General features: G+C 61.9%; 20 protein-coding genes and 1 tRNA gene. 12 read left to right on the top strand and 9 right to left on the bottom strand.

Annotation, left to right across the window (positions count from 1 at the left end; all coding sequences use genetic code 11):
* Positions 1-2 precede the first annotated feature (2 nt).
* The 9 genes from H147_RS0102395 to H147_RS0102355 all read left to right on the top strand — a co-directional run bounded on the left by H147_RS0102395 (position 3) and on the right by H147_RS0102355 (position 7834).
* Positions 3-1034, top strand: a complete 1032-nt coding sequence (locus H147_RS0102395) for a cysteine desulfurase family protein (RefSeq protein WP_019953739.1) — start codon at positions 3-5, stop codon at positions 1032-1034.
* Positions 1035-1044: 10 nt separating this feature from the next.
* On the top strand, positions 1045-2568 hold the full coding sequence (gene sufB, locus H147_RS0102390; RefSeq protein WP_019953738.1) for a Fe-S cluster assembly protein SufB: 1524 nt from the start codon (positions 1045-1047) through the stop codon (positions 2566-2568).
* A 156-nt stretch (positions 2569-2724) separates the two neighbouring features.
* The gene (locus H147_RS0102385) at positions 2725-3243 is read left to right on the top strand and encodes a hypothetical protein (protein ID WP_019953737.1); all 519 of its coding nucleotides are present in this window, start codon (positions 2725-2727) and stop codon (positions 3241-3243) included.
* 111 nt (positions 3244-3354) lie between these two features.
* Positions 3355-4110, top strand: a complete 756-nt coding sequence (sufC, locus tag H147_RS0102380) for a Fe-S cluster assembly ATPase SufC (RefSeq protein ID WP_019953736.1) — start codon at positions 3355-3357, stop codon at positions 4108-4110.
* Complete coding sequence (locus H147_RS0102375) at positions 4110-5396, top strand: SufB/SufD family protein (RefSeq protein ID WP_019953735.1); 1287 nt, start codon at positions 4110-4112, stop codon at positions 5394-5396. The genes sufC and H147_RS0102375 overlap by 1 nt, the downstream gene beginning before the upstream one ends.
* A complete protein-coding gene (locus H147_RS0102370) occupies positions 5396-5899 on the top strand; it encodes a YIP1 family protein (protein ID WP_019953734.1) in 504 nt (167 codons plus the stop codon). Before H147_RS0102375 ends, H147_RS0102370 begins: the two co-directional genes overlap by 1 nt.
* The gene (locus H147_RS0102365; RefSeq protein ID WP_019953733.1) at positions 5896-6489 is read left to right on the top strand and encodes a YIP1 family protein; all 594 of its coding nucleotides are present in this window, start codon (positions 5896-5898) and stop codon (positions 6487-6489) included. Before H147_RS0102370 ends, H147_RS0102365 begins: the two co-directional genes overlap by 4 nt.
* A complete protein-coding gene (locus H147_RS0102360; RefSeq protein ID WP_019953732.1) occupies positions 6486-7709 on the top strand; it encodes a cysteine desulfurase in 1224 nt (407 codons plus the stop codon). Before H147_RS0102365 ends, H147_RS0102360 begins: the two co-directional genes overlap by 4 nt.
* Before the next feature lie 48 nt (positions 7710-7757).
* A tRNA-Arg gene (locus tag H147_RS0102355) sits at positions 7758-7834 on the top strand.
* A 24-nt stretch (positions 7835-7858) separates the two neighbouring features.
* Here H147_RS0102355 and H147_RS0102350 read toward each other — a convergent pair.
* The 4 genes from H147_RS0102350 to guaA all read right to left on the bottom strand — a co-directional run bounded on the left by H147_RS0102350 (position 7859) and on the right by guaA (position 12003).
* The gene (locus H147_RS0102350) at positions 7859-9376 is read right to left on the bottom strand and encodes an inorganic phosphate transporter (protein WP_019953731.1); all 1518 of its coding nucleotides are present in this window, start codon (positions 9374-9376) and stop codon (positions 7859-7861) included.
* Positions 9377-9431: 55 nt separating this feature from the next.
* Positions 9432-9890, bottom strand: coding sequence for an NUDIX hydrolase (locus tag H147_RS0102345; protein ID WP_026352179.1), 459 nt, complete (start codon positions 9888-9890; stop codon positions 9432-9434).
* A gap of 83 nt (positions 9891-9973) precedes the next feature.
* Positions 9974-10183, bottom strand: a complete 210-nt coding sequence (locus tag H147_RS0102340) for a hypothetical protein (RefSeq protein ID WP_019953729.1) — start codon at positions 10181-10183, stop codon at positions 9974-9976.
* Positions 10184-10443: 260 nt separating this feature from the next.
* The gene (gene guaA / locus H147_RS0102330) at positions 10444-12003 is read right to left on the bottom strand and encodes a glutamine-hydrolyzing GMP synthase (protein ID WP_019953727.1); all 1560 of its coding nucleotides are present in this window, start codon (positions 12001-12003) and stop codon (positions 10444-10446) included.
* Positions 12004-12153: 150 nt separating this feature from the next.
* On the opposite strand from guaA, the gene H147_RS0102325 reads away from it, so the two are divergent.
* A complete protein-coding gene (locus H147_RS0102325) occupies positions 12154-13704 on the top strand; it encodes a trimethylamine methyltransferase family protein (RefSeq protein WP_019953726.1) in 1551 nt (516 codons plus the stop codon).
* Here the strand turns inward: H147_RS0102325 and H147_RS0102320 are convergent.
* Positions 13701-13997 (bottom strand): DUF6477 family protein, encoded by a 297-nt coding sequence (locus H147_RS0102320; RefSeq protein WP_019953725.1) that lies wholly within the window; start codon positions 13995-13997, stop codon positions 13701-13703. The two genes, H147_RS0102325 and H147_RS0102320, sit on opposite strands and share 4 nt — an antisense overlap.
* Before the next feature lie 247 nt (positions 13998-14244).
* On the opposite strand from H147_RS0102320, the gene H147_RS0102315 reads away from it, so the two are divergent.
* Positions 14245-15366 (top strand): DUF6456 domain-containing protein, encoded by a 1122-nt coding sequence (locus H147_RS0102315; protein WP_026352178.1) that lies wholly within the window; start codon positions 14245-14247, stop codon positions 15364-15366.
* A 102-nt stretch (positions 15367-15468) separates the two neighbouring features.
* Entirely contained in the window at positions 15469-16428 is a 960-nt protein-coding gene (gene lipA / locus H147_RS0102310; RefSeq protein ID WP_019953723.1) for a lipoyl synthase, read from the top strand.
* 58 nt (positions 16429-16486) lie between these two features.
* Here the strand turns inward: lipA and H147_RS0102305 are convergent, their stop codons facing one another.
* From H147_RS0102305 to hpt, 4 genes are all read right to left on the bottom strand, one after another.
* Positions 16487-17353: a cytochrome c gene (locus H147_RS0102305; protein ID WP_019953722.1), complete on the bottom strand. Its 867-nt coding sequence runs from the start codon at positions 17351-17353 to the stop codon at positions 16487-16489.
* Positions 17353-17823: a c-type cytochrome gene (locus H147_RS0102300; protein WP_019953721.1), complete on the bottom strand. Its 471-nt coding sequence runs from the start codon at positions 17821-17823 to the stop codon at positions 17353-17355. Before H147_RS0102300 ends, H147_RS0102305 begins: the two co-directional genes overlap by 1 nt.
* 75 nt (positions 17824-17898) lie before the next feature.
* A complete protein-coding gene (locus tag H147_RS21135; RefSeq protein WP_019953720.1) occupies positions 17899-18072 on the bottom strand; it encodes a hypothetical protein in 174 nt (57 codons plus the stop codon).
* Entirely contained in the window at positions 18069-18614 is a 546-nt protein-coding gene (hpt, locus tag H147_RS0102290; protein ID WP_026352177.1) for a hypoxanthine phosphoribosyltransferase, read from the bottom strand. The genes H147_RS21135 and hpt overlap by 4 nt, the downstream gene beginning before the upstream one ends.
* Positions 18615-18719: the final 105 nt, after the last annotated feature.

Genomic DNA, 18719 nt, shown 5'->3' with positions numbered 1-18719 from the left:
GTATGAGAGTTTATCTGGATCATAACGCCACGACGCCCCTGCGGGCCGAGGCGCGCGCCGCGATGCTGGCCGCGATGGATGCCGTGGGCAATCCGTCGAGCGTGCATGCCGAAGGCCGCGCCGCCAAGGCCGTGGTGGAGCGTGCGCGCGCCCAGATCGCCGGGGCCGTGGGGGCAGGTGAGGCGGATATCGTCTTTACCTCCGGGGCGACAGAGGCTGCCGCCTTGGCGCTGGCGGGGCGCGGCTTGCAGGCGGGCATGATCGAACATGACGCGGTCCATGCCTGGATTGATCCGGTGCTGCCGGTGGTGGCGGGCCGCGTGCAGCTGGATGATCCGGCGCGCAGCACGGTCCAGCTGGCCAATTCGGAGACGGGGATCGTGCAGGATTTGCCCGCAGGGCTGGCCGTGTCCGACATCACCCAAGGGTTTGGTCGCGTGCCTTTTTCCTATGCCTGGTCGGGTGTGGAGATGGTGTTCCTGTCGGCGCATAAATTCGGTGGCCCCAAGGGCGTTGGCGCCTTGATCATCCCGCGTGGCCATGACCTGACCGCCCAGATCAGAGGCGGCGGGCAAGAGATGGGCCGCCGGTCGGGGACCGAGAACGTGATCGGCATCGCAGGCATGGGTGCGGCTGCCGCCGCCGCGCAGGCCGATCTGGCGGCGGGACGTTGGGAACAAATCGCCCAGTTTAGAAATATTCTAGAAATGGGCATTGAGGCTGCGGATAAGAACACTATTTTTGTCGGGAAAGACTTGCCACGTCTTCCCAACACCAGCTGTTTCGTGACATCGGGCTGGAAAGGCGAAACGCAGGTCATGGCGATGGATTTGGCAGGGTTCGCCGTTTCGGCGGGATCGGCCTGTTCATCGGGCAAGGTGAAACAAAGCCGCGTGTTACGCGCGCTGGGTCTGGATGACGATGCCGCCGCCTCTGCGCTGCGGGTGTCACTGGGCCTTGAGACAACAGAAGACCAGGTTTTGCGTTTCGTGCAGGCCTGGACAGAAAAACGGGCGCGTCTGCGCGCGGCATGAGGGGAAGAACATGACAGCTCTGGACAAGATCGAAGTGAAAGAAGGCGTCGATCAGGAAACGGTCGATGCGGTCACAGCCCTGTCGGGAAACTACAAATACGGCTGGGAAACCGAGATCGAGATGGATTACGCCCCCAAAGGCGTGAACCCCGATATCGTGCGTCTGATTTCCGCCAAGAACGAAGAACCCGCATGGATGACCGAATGGCGCCTTCAGGCGTTCACGCGCTGGGAAAAGATGACGGAACCCACATGGGCGATGGTCAGCTATCCCAAGATCGATTTTCAGGACATCTATTACTATGCCCGCCCCAAAAGCATGGCGGTCAAGCCCAAGTCGCTGGACGATGTCGATCCCAAGCTGCTGGCGACTTACGCCAAGCTGGGTATCCCGCTCAAGGAACAGGCGATCCTTGCCGGTGTCGAGGGGGCCGAGAATATGCCCGCCGAAGGCCGCAAGGTCGCGGTGGATGCTGTGTTCGACTCTGTGTCTGTCGGCACGACCTTTCAGGCAGAGCTGAAAAAGGCTGGCGTGATCTTTTGCTCGATTTCCGAGGCGATCCGCGATCATCCGGAACTGGTCAAGAAATACCTCGGCTCGGTCGTGCCGCAGTCGGACAATTATTATGCCACGCTGAATTCGGCCGTGTTTTCGGACGGGTCGTTCGTCTATATCCCGCCGGGCGTGCGCTGCCCGATGGAATTGTCGACCTATTTCCGCATCAATGCCGAAAACACCGGCCAGTTCGAACGGACGCTGATCATCGCCGACAAAGGGTCCTATGTGTCCTATCTTGAAGGCTGCACAGCACCCAAACGCGATGTGGCACAGCTGCACGCCGCTGTCGTCGAGATCATCGTCGAGGAAGATGCAGAGGTGAAATATTCCACCGTGCAGAACTGGTATCCCGGTGACGAGAACGGCAAGGGCGGGATCTATAACTTTGTCACCAAGCGCGCCGATTGCCGTGGTGACCGTGCCAAGGTGATGTGGACGCAGGTCGAAACCGGCTCTGCTGTGACGTGGAAATACCCGTCTTGCATTCTGCGCGGCGACGACAGTCAGGGCGAGTTCTATTCCATCGCCATCGCCAACAACATGCAGCAGGCCGATACCGGCACCAAGATGGTCCATCTGGGCAAGAATACCAAGTCGCGGATCGTATCCAAGGGGATCAGCGCGGGGCGTGCGCAGAACACCTATCGCGGGCTGGTGTCCATGCATCCCAAGGCCAAGAACAGCCGCAACTATACGCAATGCGACAGCCTGCTGATCGGCGACAAATGCGGGGCGCATACGGTGCCTTACATCGAGGTGAAGAACAATTCGTCCCGTGTCGAACACGAGGCAACGACATCCAAGGTGGATGACGACCAGCTGTTCTATTGCCGGAGCCGTGGCATGGACGAAGAAGAGGCCGTGGCCCTCGTCGTCAACGGGTTCTGCAAGGAAGTGTTGCAGGCGCTGCCGATGGAATTCGCGATGGAAGCGCAGGCCCTGGTCGCGATCTCGCTGGAAGGGTCGGTCGGGTGACATTCTGTGCCGGACAACACAGCGACAGCGCCGCGGCATGCGGGCGGGGCAACCTGCCTGCCCGCAATTGTCGCGTAAGCGTCATTGCGTTGCCCCTGTTTTGCCGCAGTTGGCCTGCATTGATGGTCGAAAGTTCGGTGGATAGGGCCATTTCCGATGGGCACGGCGAAATACGACGTCAACGATTTCAATGCGCGGATCAAGCGGATCAGGAATCCGCGGAACAATTCCTATTTCGATCCCGAATTGCGGATGCATATCCCCAAGCACGTGTCACGCGACAAGATCCGCAAGATCTCCAAGCAAGAGGAGCCGTCGATTCTGTCCGCCGTGTTGGTGTCGATGATCATCGGCGCCATCGCGCTGGCGTTGGGGCAGTGGGTGCGCGTGACCTATTTCGGACTGGTCGAGATCAATGCCACGACCTTGACGCTGGATCTTGTCGCGGGATTCTGGATGGTGCTGGTGCTGTCGGTGTTGATGGGGCATCGCGGGTTTATGGCGCGGATGGCACAGGTCGCCGGTCTTTACGTCATGCTGATCGCAGGGCACAATTTCGTCTGGCGCTGGCCCGACCAGATGGCGCGGATCTATTCGCCCGCCTATGTCGAACAGGTCAAGGCGACGACATTGCCGCAATCGGTCACCATCAACGGAACGCTTTTCGCGCTCTGACCTCCGTTTCTACGCAAGGACCCCGCACCCTTCTCAGGGGTGCTTTTTGCGTTTCTTCCCCCATATCCGACGGGCCAAGCGCCCGTTCTGCCGTCATTAAAGGAGAATAAGATGTTGGAAATCAAAGGCCTGCAAGTAAAACTTGAAGAAGAGGACAAGCAGATCCTCAAGGGCGTTGACTTGTCCATCGCTCCGGGGACTGTGCATGCGATCATGGGGCCGAACGGGTCGGGCAAATCGACCCTGTCCTATGTACTGTCCGGCAAGGACGGCTATACCGTCACGGGCGGGTCGGCCATGCTCGAAGGGGCGGACCTGCTCGAAATGGAACCCGAAGAGCGCGCCGCAGCCGGCCTGTTTCTGGCGTTCCAGTATCCTGTCGAAATCCCAGGTGTCGGCAACATGACCTTTCTGCGCACCGCCGTGAACGCACAGCGCAAAGCGCGCGGCGAAGAGGAACTGAGCGCGGGTGATTTCCTGAAAGTCGTGCGCGCCAAGGCCAAGGATTTGCAGATCGACGCCGAGATGCTGAAGCGTCCGGTCAATGTCGGCTTTTCCGGCGGCGAGAAAAAGCGCAACGAAATCCTGCAGATGGCGATGCTCGAACCCAAGATGTGCATTCTGGACGAAACCGATTCCGGTCTGGATGTCGATGCGATGAAACTGGTCGCGGATGGCGTGAACGCGCTGCGGTCCGAGGGGCGGTCGTTTCTTGTCATCACGCATTACCAGCGCCTGCTCGACCATATCAAACCCGATATCGTGCACATCATGGCTGATGGTCGGATCATCCAGTCGGGAGGGCCCGAACTGGCGCTCGAGGTGGAAAACAACGGTTATGCCGATATTCTGGCAGGGGTGGCCTGATGGCATTGGCAAAACTCAAAGAGGATGCAACGCTTGCGCGGCTGGCGGGGATCACCTTGCCGGAGGGCGCGACATGGGCCACAGCGGCCCGCAGCGATGCGCTGGCGCGGCTGTCTGCCATGGGCCTGCCGACGCGGCGCGACGAATACTGGCGCTATACCGATCCCGCGTCCCTGATTGTGGCGGATGCACCGCCTGCGGCCTTGTTCGACAACGGTGAAGGCCCGCTTTTTGCAGGCGTGGACCGGATCGCGCTGGTATTCGTGGATGGCGTGTTCGACGCCGCTGCCTCCAGCGATCTGGCGGGTGAGGGGCTTGAAATCCATCGTCTGGCCGATGTCACGCAGCGTGATATCCATTGGGCCAAGGACCTTTACGGCACGCTGGAACACCGTGGGCAACATCCGGTGGAGCGCCCTCTGGCTGCGCTGAACACGGCGTTTGCCAGCGACGGAATCGTGATCCGCGCGACAGCGCAGGTTAGCAAACCCGTGCATCTGGTCTATCTGCACCAGTCCACGACATCTGATGCGACGCTGCACAACCTTGTCCGTGTCGAGGCGGGTGCCAGCCTGACGCTCTTGGAAACCGGCCCCGGTGCGGCGCGTCTGTCCACCTGTCTGGAGGTTGATATCGCCGAGCGCGGGCAGTTCCACCACATCCGCGCCCAAGGCAACGACCACGAACGCCGTGCGGTAACGCATTGTTTCGCGCAACTGGCGGCGGAATCCGTGTTCAAATCCTTCACGCTGACCTTCAACGGGGTGCTGACGCGTAATGAATGCGTCATCGATATCCGTGGCGATGATGCGGTGGCGCATGTCGCGGGGGCCTGTGTGGGCGATGGTGCCGATTTCCACCACGACGATACCGTCTTTGTGACCCATGACGCCTTGCGCGGCGAAAGCCGTCAGGTGTTCAAGAAAGTGCTGCGCAACGGCGCTGTCGGCGTGTTCCAAGGCAAGATCCTTGTCAAGCAAGGCGCGCAAAAGACCGATGGCTACCAGATCAGCCAGTCCTTGCTGCTGGACGACGACAGCCAGTTTCTGGCCAAGCCGGAACTGGAAATCTATGCCGACGACGTGGCCTGTTCGCATGGCTCCACCACCGGGGCGATCGACGAGACGGCATTGTTCTACCTGCGCTCGCGCGGGGTGCCGATGGAGGTGGCGCGCAACCTGCTGACGCTGTCCTTCCTTGCCGAAGCCTTGGCCGAGATCGAAGATCAGGCGCTGGCGGATGAATTGCAAAGCCGGCTGGAAGGCTGGCTGGCACGGCGGACCTGATGCCAGTCACGAGCGACATCGTGCGGACATGGCGCGCGCCGCGTGCGGTGATGCGCAGCATTCTGGACCAGGGACGGCGCGAGGATCGGGCGATCGCCTATCTGATGATCGCCTGTTTCCTGATCTTTGTTGCGCAATGGCCGCGCCTGTCGCGCACCGCGGCAGGGTTCGATCTGCCACCGGGTGTCGAGGCACCCGAACTCGACCGTCTGATGGCCTATGAATTTCTGGCTTGGCTGATGGTCTGGCCGTTGTTCCTGTATTTTCTGGCGGGCGCGCTCCACCTGCTTGCGCGGCTGGTGGGGGGCAAGGGCACGATGTATGGTGCGAGGATCGCGTTGTTCTGGACGATGCTTGCGACCTCGCCCGCGATATTGCTGCACGGCATGACGCGCGGTTTTATCGGACCGGGGGTGGAAAGCAACCTGGTCGGCGCCATCTGGTTGATCGCGTTCACAATCATCTGGGTGCAATCCATGCGCGAAGCAGAAAGCAGACCATGAATATCACGATGCAATCTGCCGGTCGCGCCCTTTGGGCCGCGATCACCGACCCCGCGACAGCCGCGCGGCAGGCGCTGGACTGGCGGCTTGGCCTGGGCAACCTGTGGACCGCGCTGGCGCTGGTGGCGGTGCTGAACGTGCTGATGCTGGCGCTGTTGCAGGCGGTATCCCCGATGCCAGTGGTGATCCAGGAAGGCATGACACTGACGCCGTTCAGCTATGCCGTGATCATCACAGTTTTCCTGTTTTTGCTGGTCTACACGATCTATCACGTCGGCCGCATGATGGGTGGTCAGGGCACCGTCGAGGATAGCCTGACCGTGATCGTCCTGTTCCAGTCCGTCAGTGTCGCCCTGGAGGCCGTGCAGGTGCTGCTGGTCGTGATCAGCCCGCAGATCGCCTCGATCTTCGGGCTCGTGTCGCTGGCGATCCTGATCCGCTGCATCTTGAACTTCGTCAACGTGATGCACCGCTTTCAAAGCCTCGGCAAAGCCTTTGGCACGCTTCTCTTCGCCGTCATCGGCACCGCGCTGATCGCGGGCATCGTTCTAACTGTCCTGGGCGTCGCCCCAACCGGAGGTCAAGCATGACCCTTGATATCGCCAAAATCCGCGCCGATTTCCCGATCCTGTCACGGCAGGTCAACGGCAAGCCGCTGGTCTATCTCGACAATGGTGCATCCGCGCAGAAACCGCAGGTCGTGATCGACGCGGTCACACAAGCCTACAGCCACGAATATGCCAATGTGCATCGCGGGCTGCATTACCTGTCCAACCTCGCGACTGACAAATACGAGGCCGTGCGCGGCACCATCGCGCGTTTTCTCAATGCCGCCTCCGAGGATGAGATCATCATGAATTCGGGGACGACCGAGGGGATCAACATGGTCGCCTATGGCTGGGCCATGCCCCGCATGGAAGCGGGCGACGAAATCGTCCTGTCGATCATGGAACACCACGCCAATATCGTGCCCTGGCATTTCCTGCGCGAACGGCAGGGCGTCGTGATCCGCTGGGTCGATGTCGATGCGCGCGGCGATCTGGACCCGCAAAAGGTGATCGACGCGATCGGCCCGAAAACGAAACTGGTCGCGATCACCCATATGTCCAACGTGCTGGGCACCGTCGTGGACATCGCCAAGATTACCGCAGGCGCCCATGCCAAAGGCGTGCCTGTGCTCGTCGACGGATCACAGGCCGCCGTGCATATGCCTGTCGATGTGCAGGCGCTGGGATGTGATTTCTATGCGATCACGGGGCACAAGCTTTATGGGCCGTCCGGGTCCGGTGCCATATATGTGCACCGCGAACGGATGGCCGAAATGCGCCCCTTCATGGGCGGCGGCGACATGATCCGCGAGGTTGGGCGCGATACCGTCACATGGAACGATCCCCCGATGATGTTCGAGGCGGGCACACCCGGCATCGTGCAGATGATCGGGCTGGGTGTCGCGCTTGATTACATGACGGATATCGGCATGGCCAATATCGCCGAACACGAACGGCACCTGCGCAATTACGCGCGCGACCGCTTGGCCGGGCTGAATTGGGTGCAAGTGCAAGGCACGTCCGACACCAAAGGTGCGATCTTTTCCTTCACATTGGACGGCGCGGCGCATGCGCATGACATTTCGACGGTGCTGGACAAAAAGGGTGTCGCCGTGCGCGCAGGCACCCATTGCGCGATGCCGTTGATGGAGCATATGGGCGTCGGGGCCACCTGCCGCGCGTCATGCGGCGTCTATAACACGGTCGAGGAAGTCGATGTGCTGATCGACGCGCTGGAACTCTGCCACGAATTGTTCAGCTGAAGTTTTTGCATTGCGACCCTTTGCGCGCGCCGCTATAGACACCGCAACGCACCCGTAGCTCAGCTGGATAGAGCGCTGCCCTCCGAAGGCAGAGGCCACAAGTTCGAATCTTGTCGGGTGCACCACCCCCCACAAACCCGCTGGCCGGTTCAGACCGGCAGGCTGTTCAGGAACAAGAACACCAGCGCCGATAGCAAGGCTGCGGCGGGAACCGTCACAACCCAGGCCGCGATGATCGTCATGAAATGCGACCGGCGCACCAGTTTGCGCCGCCTGCGTTCCTCTGGCGCGATGCGCAGTTCGGGTTCGCGTGTCAGTTTGCTGTTGCGCAGCCGGCGTTCGGCGTCCCATTCGCGGAAAAAGCCGACACCGAACACGCCACCCACCGCGATATGGGTTGATGACACCGGCAGGCCCAGCCAGCTTGCCACGATGACGGTGAACGCCGCCGACAGCGCCACGCAATAGGCGCGCATCGGGTTGAGCTTGGTGATCTGCGATCCCACCATGCGGATCAGTTTGGGGCCGAACAGGAACAGGCCAAAAGAAATGCCGAACGCCCCCACGATCATCACCCAAAGCGGGATTGCGACCTGCGCGGTGACTGTGCCCGCCTCGGAGGCATGCACGATAGCGGCCAGCGGGCCGACGGCATTGGCCACGTCATTGGCCCCATGCGCAAAGCTGAGCAGGGCCGCCGAAATCACCAAAGGTGCGCCGAACAGCACCTTGAGCGATTTGTTGCGGTTCTCCAGCCCTTCGGACTGCCGCCGGATCAGCGGGATCGCGATGCCCCAAGCCATGATGCCCAGCACGACCCCAAGGCTGACTGCCGTGCCAAGATTGATCTTGATGACCTTGCTCAGACCTTTCATCGCCAGATAGGTGGCGAAAGCGCCGACCATGATCCCCACAAGGATCGGGACCCAGCGGCGGGCGGCGGCGATCTTGTCATCGCGGTAGATGATCCGCGACTTGATCAGCGCCAGAAACCCTGCCGCGATTACGCCGCCCAGAACGGGGGAAATCACCCATGACGCGGCGATCGCGCTCATGGTGGGCCAGTTGACCGCCGACAATCCGGCTGCGGCGATCCCCGCGCCCATTACGCCGCCGACGACCGAATGCGTGGTCGAGACAGGTGCGCCGACCCATGTGGCAAGGTTGATCCACAAGGCGGCCGAGATCAGCGCCGCCATCATCGCCCAGATAAAGACCTGCGTATCGGCCACGGTGGCAGGGTCGATGATGCCGCTCGAAATCGTCGAGACCACATCGCCGCCCGCCAGCAGCGCGCCCAAGGTCTCGAACACGGCGGCGATGGCGATGGCCCCGCCCAATGTCAGCGCATTGGCCCCGACGGCCGGCCCCATATTGTTGGCGACATCATTGGCCCCGATGTTCAGCGCCATATAGGCGCCGAACACCGTCGCTGCGATGACCACGAAATTGACCGGAAACCCGCCAAAGGACACCGCCGCGATCAGCCCCGTGACCATGATGAACGCCAGCGCGATGCCGGGGGCCACCATCGGGCGGGCCACATATTGGGTTGCGGTTTCCAGATGCGAAAAGCGCTGCAAGTCCCGGTCGAGGGTTTCAAGATGGCTTGCGGTGTTGTCGGAATTGTTCACGGTCTCTGACCCCCGGTTGTTGGGTCGCGACATACGAAACAGTGCCCCGGGGGACAACCTGTTCCGTTACAAAAGTGCTACAAAAGTGTTACATATCCCGCAGGATCTGCCGCAGTTCCGGCTCTGCCACCATATTGGCGGCCATGGCCGGGCTGACCCATTTGCGGCGGCGTTCGTGGACTTCGGGGTAGTCCTTTTCAAGCGTGCCGACCTCGACCGCAAAAACCAGCGTTTCCACCGCGATGGGCAGACCGCTGGACAGTTCCTTTTCATAACAATAGATGCCGACAGCCTCGCCCGTCACGCGGCCGGTTCTGACGCCTGCCTCTTCCCACGCCTCTTGCAGGGCGGCACCGGGCGCGTCCTTGCCGTCGATCGGCCAGCCTTTGGGGATGATCCAGCGACCGGTCCCGCGCGAGGTGATCAAAAGCACCTCTTTTTCGCCGTTGCTTTGCCGGTAGCACAGCGCCGCGACCTGCAATCGCCGTGGGCGTCGAAAAAACGGAAGGACCAGTTCGGCCCATGTCCTGCGCATGCCTGTCGTCATCATCTTGCCCGATCTTTGCGGTGTCTTTTTGGTTATTCAGGCAGTTATACAGACAACTTCAGGTAATTGCAAAGTTTTGCGAATCAGAGACTGCGCAACCCGGCCTTGTCGAGACAGGCGATCAGGTCGGCCTTTTGGCCCGCATCGTCAAAGGCCGTGACCGGCACCAGCAGACAAAGAACATTGGTCAGGTACAGCAGGATCAGCGCGTCCGCCACGCGGTAGCCGTAAAGATCGGTAAAAGGCCCGAGGGGTTTGCGCCCGGCGATGAAGGGAAAGAACACCCAGCGCACGAAAACGAACAGCGCCCCGGCCAGAGCCAGTTTGATCGTACTGTTTTGAAGGAAGTAGCGTCAGATGCGAGCAGTGTCCCAGACACCGATGCGCGGGATCAGGGGCAGCAGGCTGACCGCAACCGCGCCGATCAGATACCACCGCTAGCGCCCCAGATGCAGCAAGGCCGCGCGCACCACCATCTTTTGCGAGATGGTGAATGGCCGCGGCGTCATGGTGATGGGGGCGGTCTGGTCCATCCTGTGTCAGCGGTCCTGTCTTATTCCCATTCGATCGTGCCGGGAGGTTTTGACGTGATGTCATAGGTCACGCGGTTGATCCCCGTCACCTCGTTGATGATCCGTGTGGCGGTTTCACCCAGAAAATCATGGCTGAACGGGTAATAATCCGCCGTCATCCCGTCCACGGATGTCACCGCGCGCAAGGCGCAGGCGAAATCATAGGTGCGCCCGTCGCCCATGACACCCACGGTGCGCACCGGCAGGATCGCGACGAACGCCTGCCAGATATCATCATAAAGCCCGTGTTTGCGGATCTGGTCGATGAACACCGCATCGGCCTTGCGCAGGATATCGAGCTTTTCGCGGGTGATCTCGCCGGGGCAGCGGATGGCCAGACCGGGACCGGGGAAGGGGTGACGCCCGATGAAACTCGGCGGCAGGCCAAGCTCGGCCCCCAAGGCGCGCACTTCGTCCTTGAACAATTCGCGCAGGGGTTCGACCAGTTTCAGGCCCATTTTCTCGGGCAGGCCGCCGACATTGTGGTGGCTTTTGATCGTGACCGACGGGCCGCCCGAAAACGACACCGATTCGATGACATCGGGGTACAGCGTGCCTTGGGCGAGGAATTCCGCGCCTTCGATGCCGTTCGCGTATTTCTGGAACACGTCGATGAACAGCCCGCCGATGATCTTGCGCTTGGTTTCGGGGTCGCTCACACCTTCCAGCTTGCCAAGGAACAATTCCTTTTCGTCGGCATGGATCAGCGGCATGTTGTAATGGTCGCGGAACATGGTCACGACCTCTTCGGCCTCGCCCTGCCGCAGCAAGCCGTGATCGACGAAAACGCAGATCAGCTGGTCGCCGATCGCCTCGTGGATCAGCACGGCGGCGACGGATGAATCGACGCCCCCCGACAGCCCGCAGATCACCTGCTTGTCGCCCACCTGTTCGCGGATCGCGGCGATGGCCTGTTCGCGGTAAGCGCTCATCGTCCAGTCGCCGGAAAAGCCCGCGATGCGGACAAAGTTTTCATAAAGCCGCGCGCCGTTCGGGGTGTGATGCACCTCGGGGTGGAACTGCACGGCATAGAAATGCCGGTTCACATCCGCCGTGATCGCAAAAGGCGCGTTTGGCGATGTGCCGTAGACCGCAAAACCGGGAGCGATGGCGGACACATGGTCGCCATGGCTCATCCAGACCTGTTCGCGGTCGGTCAAAAACCAGCCTTCCAGCAGATCGAGCTTTTCCACAGGGGTCACAAAGGCGCGGCCGAATTCGGCGGTGCCGTGGCCGCGTTCCACCTTACCGCCCAGCACATGCATCATCACCTGCTGGCCATAGCAGATGCCCAAAATCGGCACGCCCAGATCGAAGACCGATTTGGGCGGCATTGGCGCGCCGTCAGCGAACACCGACGCAGGCCCGCCCGAGAAAATCACGGCCTTGGGCGCGAAATCGGCCAGAAAGTCATCCGTCACCTTGTTGAACGGGTGAATCTCGCAATAGACGTTCAGCTCGCGCAGACGCCGCGCGATCAATTGTGTCACCTGGCTGCCGAAATCAATGATCAGCAAGCGTTCATATGTGCTGTTTTCCATGCCGCAGTCGGTAAAGCCAGTCGCGCCCTTGCGCAAGAGGCTGCCGTTCGTGCCCGATGTCGTTTTCGCGTCTGAAGGGGCGTAAACACGGCAAGGCCTGCGCGGCGGTAACGCTAGAAAGGCGCGAACTTTGCCCAAAGAGGAATCGCCATGTCGGATGCAGCAGTCATTTCACCACGTCGCGCACGCGGCGGCGGCGGGGCCGCACGGCGGGCCGAACGCACGGCGGTCAGCGTCGAAACCGCAAAATACATCGAACGCAACATCCCCAATTACGAGGTCCTGACCGAAGAGGCGCTGCAGGTGATCGAGGCGAATGCCGAAACCGTGCTGGCCGAGATCGGGGTGAATTTCGTCGACAATCCCGCTGCGCTGGCCCTGTGGAAATCCGCGGGCGCCGAGATCGAGGGCGAACGTGTCCGCATCCCGCGCGGTCTGGCACGCAAGCTTTGTTCCACGGCGCCGTCCGAATATGTCCAGCACGCGCGCAACCCCGACCGCAATGTCGTGGTCGGCGGCAAGAATCTGGTGCTGGCTCCTGTCTACGGCCCGCCCTTCGTGCGCGATGCCGAAGGTGGGCGGCGTTACGCCACCATGGCCGATTTCGAGAAATTCGTGAAACTGGGTTATATGTCCAAATGGCTGCACCATTCCGGCGGCACCGTCTGCGAACCCACCGATATTCCGGTGAACAAGCGGCATCTCGACATGTTGCTCGCGCATATGGTGCTGAGCGACAAGCCTTTCATGGGCTCCGTCACCGAACCCAGCCGCGCCCAGGACAGTATCGAGATGTGCGAGATCCTGTTCGGTGCCGATTTTGTGCGCGACAACACGGTGATGACATCGCTGATCAACATCAACTCTCCGCTCACCTTCGATTCCGTGATGATGGGCGCGCTCGAGGTGTTTGCCAAACACAATCAGGCCAGCATCATCAGCCCGTTCATCGTTGGCGGCGCGATGGCGCCCGTTTCCGTCGCGGGCACGCTGACGCAGGTGCTGGCCGAGGTGATGGCGGGTGTCGCCTATTCCCAACTGGTGCGCGCGGGCTCTCCGGTCGTGTTCGGCACTTTTGTTGCCTCTATCGACATGAATTCCGGCGCGCCCACCTTCGGCACGCCCGAGGCCAGCCAGATCACCTATGGCGCGGGGCAGCTCGCGCGGCGGATGGGCCTGCCGTACCGCTCGGCCGGGTCGTTCTGCGGCAGCAAACTGCCCGACGCGCAGGCGGCGTACGAGACCGCCAACAGCCTGAACATGGGCCTGTTGTCGGGTGTGAACTTCATGCTGCATGCCTGCGGCTGGCTCGAAGGCGGGCTGGTCGCCAGTTTTGAAAAGTTCGTGATGGACGCTGACCAATTGGGCACGCTGCACCATTTCGCGCGCGGCGTGGATATGTCCGAAAACGGGCAGGCCATGGATGCGCTGGCCGAGGTCGGCCCCGGCGGGCATTTTCTGGGCTGCGAACATACGCAATCCAACTTCAAGGCGGCGTTCTGGCGGTCTGATCTGTTCGATTACAAACCCTTCGAGACATGGGACGAAGAAGGCGCGCGCGATACGGTCGCGCTGGCCAGCGTCCGCGTCAAGAAACTGATCGACAGCTACCAGCAACCCGCCCTCGATCCCGAGATCGAGGCGCGGCTGCGGGCCTATGTGGCGGCCAAAAAGGCTGCGATGCCGGACGCTTTCGCCTAGACAGCGCGCGGCGCAGTCGCAGCAAGCATGCGCGCCTCGCCCGATATCGCGATCAGCAATTCGACATGGCGCGCGGGCGAATAATCGCCCGCCTTCGCGATCCGGCGGGCATCTGTTGCCGCCTCCAGTTCCAGCAAGGCCATGATTGCCGCCGCCGGACGCGGCAGCTTTTCCGTTTTCAGCAGCCGGGGCAGAACCGTCTCGCGGCGGTAATCGTCGGCGCCGAAACGCGCGGCCCGTGCAAGCAGGGCGGGGCGGCGCAGATTGCGGATCAATGTCATCACATCAAGCATGGGGCAGGCCTTTCGGGTTGGGTGTCCTGATCCGACCATCGCACAATCCCGGCGGGTGTTGCCGTTTCGGCAAAAGTTAAGAACGCTGCCCTCAGAAATCTTTATCCTTTGGTAACAATAGTTGACGGACACAAAGCTTCGTTAACAATTAGGTAACCATACATTTTTAGGTTGAGTCTCTGACGGATGACACGACAGCGGACTTTGCCTGCGCCGGGAAATGGGTACAGGAAAAGGAACAAGGAAAATGACGGTACGACCGGGACCACAACGGTCTGACACTTACCCCACATGGGTCCCTGACGCGGTTCGCAATTATCTGGTGCATACAGAGGCCGGCATGTCGATCCGGGCCTTGGCCCGCGCGCAGGATTGCCATCCGTCGACGGTCTTGCGGCAGGTCCGCAAGCTGGAAATCCGCCGCGACGATCTGCTGATCGACGGGGCCCTCAGATCACTGTCGGCGCAAGCCAGCGCCGAAACTGCCGACAAGCCAAAGGGAACAGGACCAATGACATTGGACAGCCGCCTGACAGAGAACGACCAGGGATCGCCCCTGACCCAGCACCGCATCGACCAGGAAGCCCGACGCATCCTCCGCCGCCTTTGTGAACCGGGCGCCGTGCTGGCCGCAGCGCGCGACATGACCACCGCCGTGGTGGTCCGGCAAAGCCAAACCGGCGACCAGCTGCGCACGACCAGCGTCGACCGCGAGATTGCACAGGCGATGGCGCTGAAGGACTGGATCGCCTGCACTGATCCCGATGCGCGGATCGCGCGCTATTTCATCACCAACACGGGCCGTGCTGCGCTGCGCCGCTTGACAGCGCAGGACGAAAACCGCGCCGGTGGCTTTGCCGACAAGCGCGGTGCGGCAGATGCCGATGCGGGCTGGGACATGATGACGCTGGATGACGATCCTCGCGGTCAGATGCGCTATCACGTCACCGAAAGTCCGCTTGTTGGGCTTGCCCGGCGGCGTGACCGCGACGGTGCGCTCTTTCTGTCACGCGACCTGGTCGCCACCGGTGAACGGCTGCGCGAGGATTTCGAACTTGCGCAGCTCGCCACAGGTGGCCTTGCGGGCTGGGATCAGGCGGCACTGGGGCAAGTGCCCTCTGCGCGAAAGGATGCGGCACCGGCCGCCCTTGCGGCGCATGACCGCGTGCGTGCAGCACTTGCCGATCTCGGCCCCGGACTGGGCGATGTGGTACTGCGCTGCTGCTGCCTGCTCGAAGGGCTGGAACAGACCGAAAAGTCCATGGGCTGGTCCGCGCGGTCAGGCAAGATCGTGCTGCGCATCGCGCTTGAACGGCTGGCGCGGCATTACGCGCATACCCAAGGGCGCTATGGGCCGATGATCGGCTGACCTTATGCACGGCGCGCAGGTCCGTCATGCGGGCCTTGCTTGCCATTGGACAAATCGCGCGCGCGACGCTAGCTGTAGGACATGACTTATCGGAGCGAACCCATGTCCCCACGCGATCTGAAAATTCCGGCCCAGCGTCACCCGGAAAAACAGCGCCGCGAGGATGCGCCCCAACCGAAGAAACCCGATTGGATCAGGGTCAAGGCCCCGACCTCCGAAGGCTACAAGGCCACCCGCGACATCATGCGCGAACATAAACTGGTCACCGTCTGCGAAGAGGCGGGCTGCCCCAATGTCGGCGAATGCTGGTCGCAGGGTCACGCCACGATGATGATCATGGGCGAGGTCTGCACCCGCGCCTGTACCTTCTGCAATATCGCGACCGGCAAACCGCCAGAGGCGCTTGACGTGTTCGAACCCGGCCGCGTGGCCGATGCAGTCAAGAAACTGGGGCTGAACCATGTCGTCGTCACCTCCGTTGACCGTGACGATATCGAAGACGGCGGGGCGGAGCATTTCGCCCAGACGATCCGCGCCATCCGCCGCCAGTCGCCCGGCACGACGATCGAGATTCTGACCCCCGACTTTATCCGTTGCGATGCATCCGTGCTGGAAACTGTCGTCGCCGCGCGCCCCGACGTGTTCAACCACAACCTCGAAACCGTGCCAGGCCTCTACCCCGAGGTGCGGCCGGGTGCGCGCTATTTCCACAGCTTGCGGCTGTTGCAACGGGTCAAGGAACTGGACCCGTCGATGTTCACCAAATCGGGCATCATGGTTGGCTTGGGCGAGGATAAACAGGCGGTCATGCAGGTGATGGACGACATGCGCGCTGCCGACATCGACTTTCTGACCATTGGTCAATATCTGCAACCGACCCCGAAACACCACCGCGTCGACCGCTTTGTCACCCCCGAGGAATTCGCAGCCTATGAAAAAGCGGCTTATGGCAAAGGCTTCCTGATGGTCTCTGCCACGCCGCTGACGCGGTCGTCCTATCACGCAGGCGACGATTTCGCCCGCCTGCGGGACGCGCGCAACAAAAAGCTCGGCCGCGCCTGAGGCCCGCATCTTCTTTTTTCCAGAAATACTCCGGGGTGCGGGGCCGCGCCCCGCGATCTCAAGGCAGCGCCTTGAGATAGGCCGCAATCGCCAGACGATCCTCATCGCTTAACAGGGCCGTGCCGTGGATGACATCGGCCATGCTGCCGCCCGCGCTGTCGAACTCCGGCGTGAACCCGCTTTCCAGATAGGCCGCGATATCCTGCACCGACCAATCCAGTGCGGCGGGGGTGATGGCGGGGATACGCCCGTCGCCGCTGGGGTTCGGCGCGCCCTGCATCCATGCACTGCGGTCCAGCCCGCCCAAGGCGTCGCGCGGCGTGTGACATTCGGCGCAATGGCCCAAAGCCTCGACCAAGGTGCGCCCGCGCTCCAATTCGGGCGTGGGCGCATCGGCCACCCAATCATCGCGCAGATAAAGCGCCTTCCAGACACCGAGGCCCGCGCGGATGTTATAGGGAAAGCGCAGATCATGCGGCAGGCTGGGGATGTCCGAGGCGGGCAGGGTGCGCAGATGCGCTATCAGATCGGCCACGTCCTGCACATCCGCCTTGACATAGCTGGTATAGGGAAAGGCCGGATAATAATGCGCGCCATCCGGTGACACGCCGCGCAGGATGGCGCTGGCAAGCTCCAGATCCGACCAGCCACCAACCCCCTGCACCGGGTCGGACGAGATGTTGGGCGCATGGAACGTGCCGTAATCCGTGACAAAGGCCCGCCCGCCCGCCAGCACCTCGCGGGGTCCGTCAGCAGCACTGTGACAACTGGCGCAGCCCGCGGCGGCAAAGGTCACGGCACCGCGCGCGGCGTCTGGGGTGATCCCGTCAAGTGCCGTCGCAGGCAGCGGTGCCGGTCGTGTGACGAACCAGCCCGCGCCGATTGCCAGCACAGCCAGCCCCGCGATCCACGGCCAGCGGGCCATCAGTTCGCAGGGGCGCGGTAAGTCTGGTGGCAGGCGCCACAGGATTGCCCGACCGGACCGAACGCACCTTTCAGTGCATCGATCCCGTCACCCGCAACAAGCGCCAATGCCGCTGTGGCCTCAACCATGCCTTGCTGGACCTGCGCATATCCAGCCGCATCGGTCCAGATTTCTGCCCTTGCGCGGCTGCCTTCGACACTGCTGTCGGTGCCATCGACCCAGAACGCCGCCTGATCGATCGCCGCCATCGCAGCCAGATTGTTTGCCGCCGCACTGGCGATTGCGGCATCATAGGGGATGCGGTCCTGCGCCATCTGGCCCAGTGGCGTCAGGTAGAAACCATAAAGGCCCATATGCGCCTGTCGGGCGTTCAACGCGCGCTGCTGCTCCTCGCTCAGGCTGTCCTGCGCAAGGGCGGTGGTGACGCTTAGCCCAAGGGCTGCAACGGCGATGATGGTCCTGATCTTCATGGCCGCTCTCTCCGATTGGGTAATTGTTGACGCAACGCTAACGCGATGTTTCGGCAAAACATAAACACGAAATCGTCAGCGCATCCCGCGCAGATCATTGGGCGTCAGCGCCGCGGGCCAACCGAAGATCCGTTCCAGCACAAAGACCAGCAGGCAGACCCCGATGATCGCCGCGACCAGCTTGATCCGCGCGGGCGAGGGCGGGTTCTGCACCCAGCGTTTCATCCGGATCAGCCAGAGCGGGTTCATCCCGTGAACCGTACCTTGCCGATGAAGGGCAGGTTGCGGTTGCGCTGGCCATAGTCGATCCCGTAGCCCACGACGAATTCGTCGGGAATTTCGAACCCGATCCAGTCGGCCTTGAAATCAACCTCGCGCCGCGCGGGCTTGTCCAGCAAGGCAATCGTGCGCAGTTTCGCAGGCTTGCGCGACTGCAGGAACTTGGTCACATGCGCCAGCGTGTGGCCGGTATCGACGATATCCTCGACCACCAGCACGTCGCGCCCTTCGATCTGGCCGCGCAGGTCTTTCAGGATACGGACCTCGCGGCTGCTTTCCATGCCGTCGCCATAGGATGACGCCTCGAGGAAATCGACCTCGACGGGCAGGTCCAGTTCGCGCACCAGATCGGCGATGAACACGAAGGACCCGCGCAACAGGCCCACGACGACCAGCTTGTCGGTGCCTGCGAATTCGGTCCCGATTTCACGCGCAAGGCTTTCGATCCGCGCCGCGATGGATTTGGCGCTGATCATCTGGTCGATGACATAGGGGGGGTGGTCGGCGGGCATCTGGGTCTCCGGTCTCTGACCTCGCAGTTCTGCCGCAAAACGCAGGCTGCGACAATCCATGCTGCGGCTTTCTGGACCACAGACCTTGAAACCGGCGGCGTTTTG

Source organism: Yoonia vestfoldensis DSM 16212 (assembly GCF_000382265.1).
Lineage (GTDB): Bacteria > Pseudomonadota > Alphaproteobacteria > Rhodobacterales > Rhodobacteraceae > Yoonia > Yoonia vestfoldensis.
This window is presented reverse-complemented; position numbering and strand designations above follow the sequence as displayed.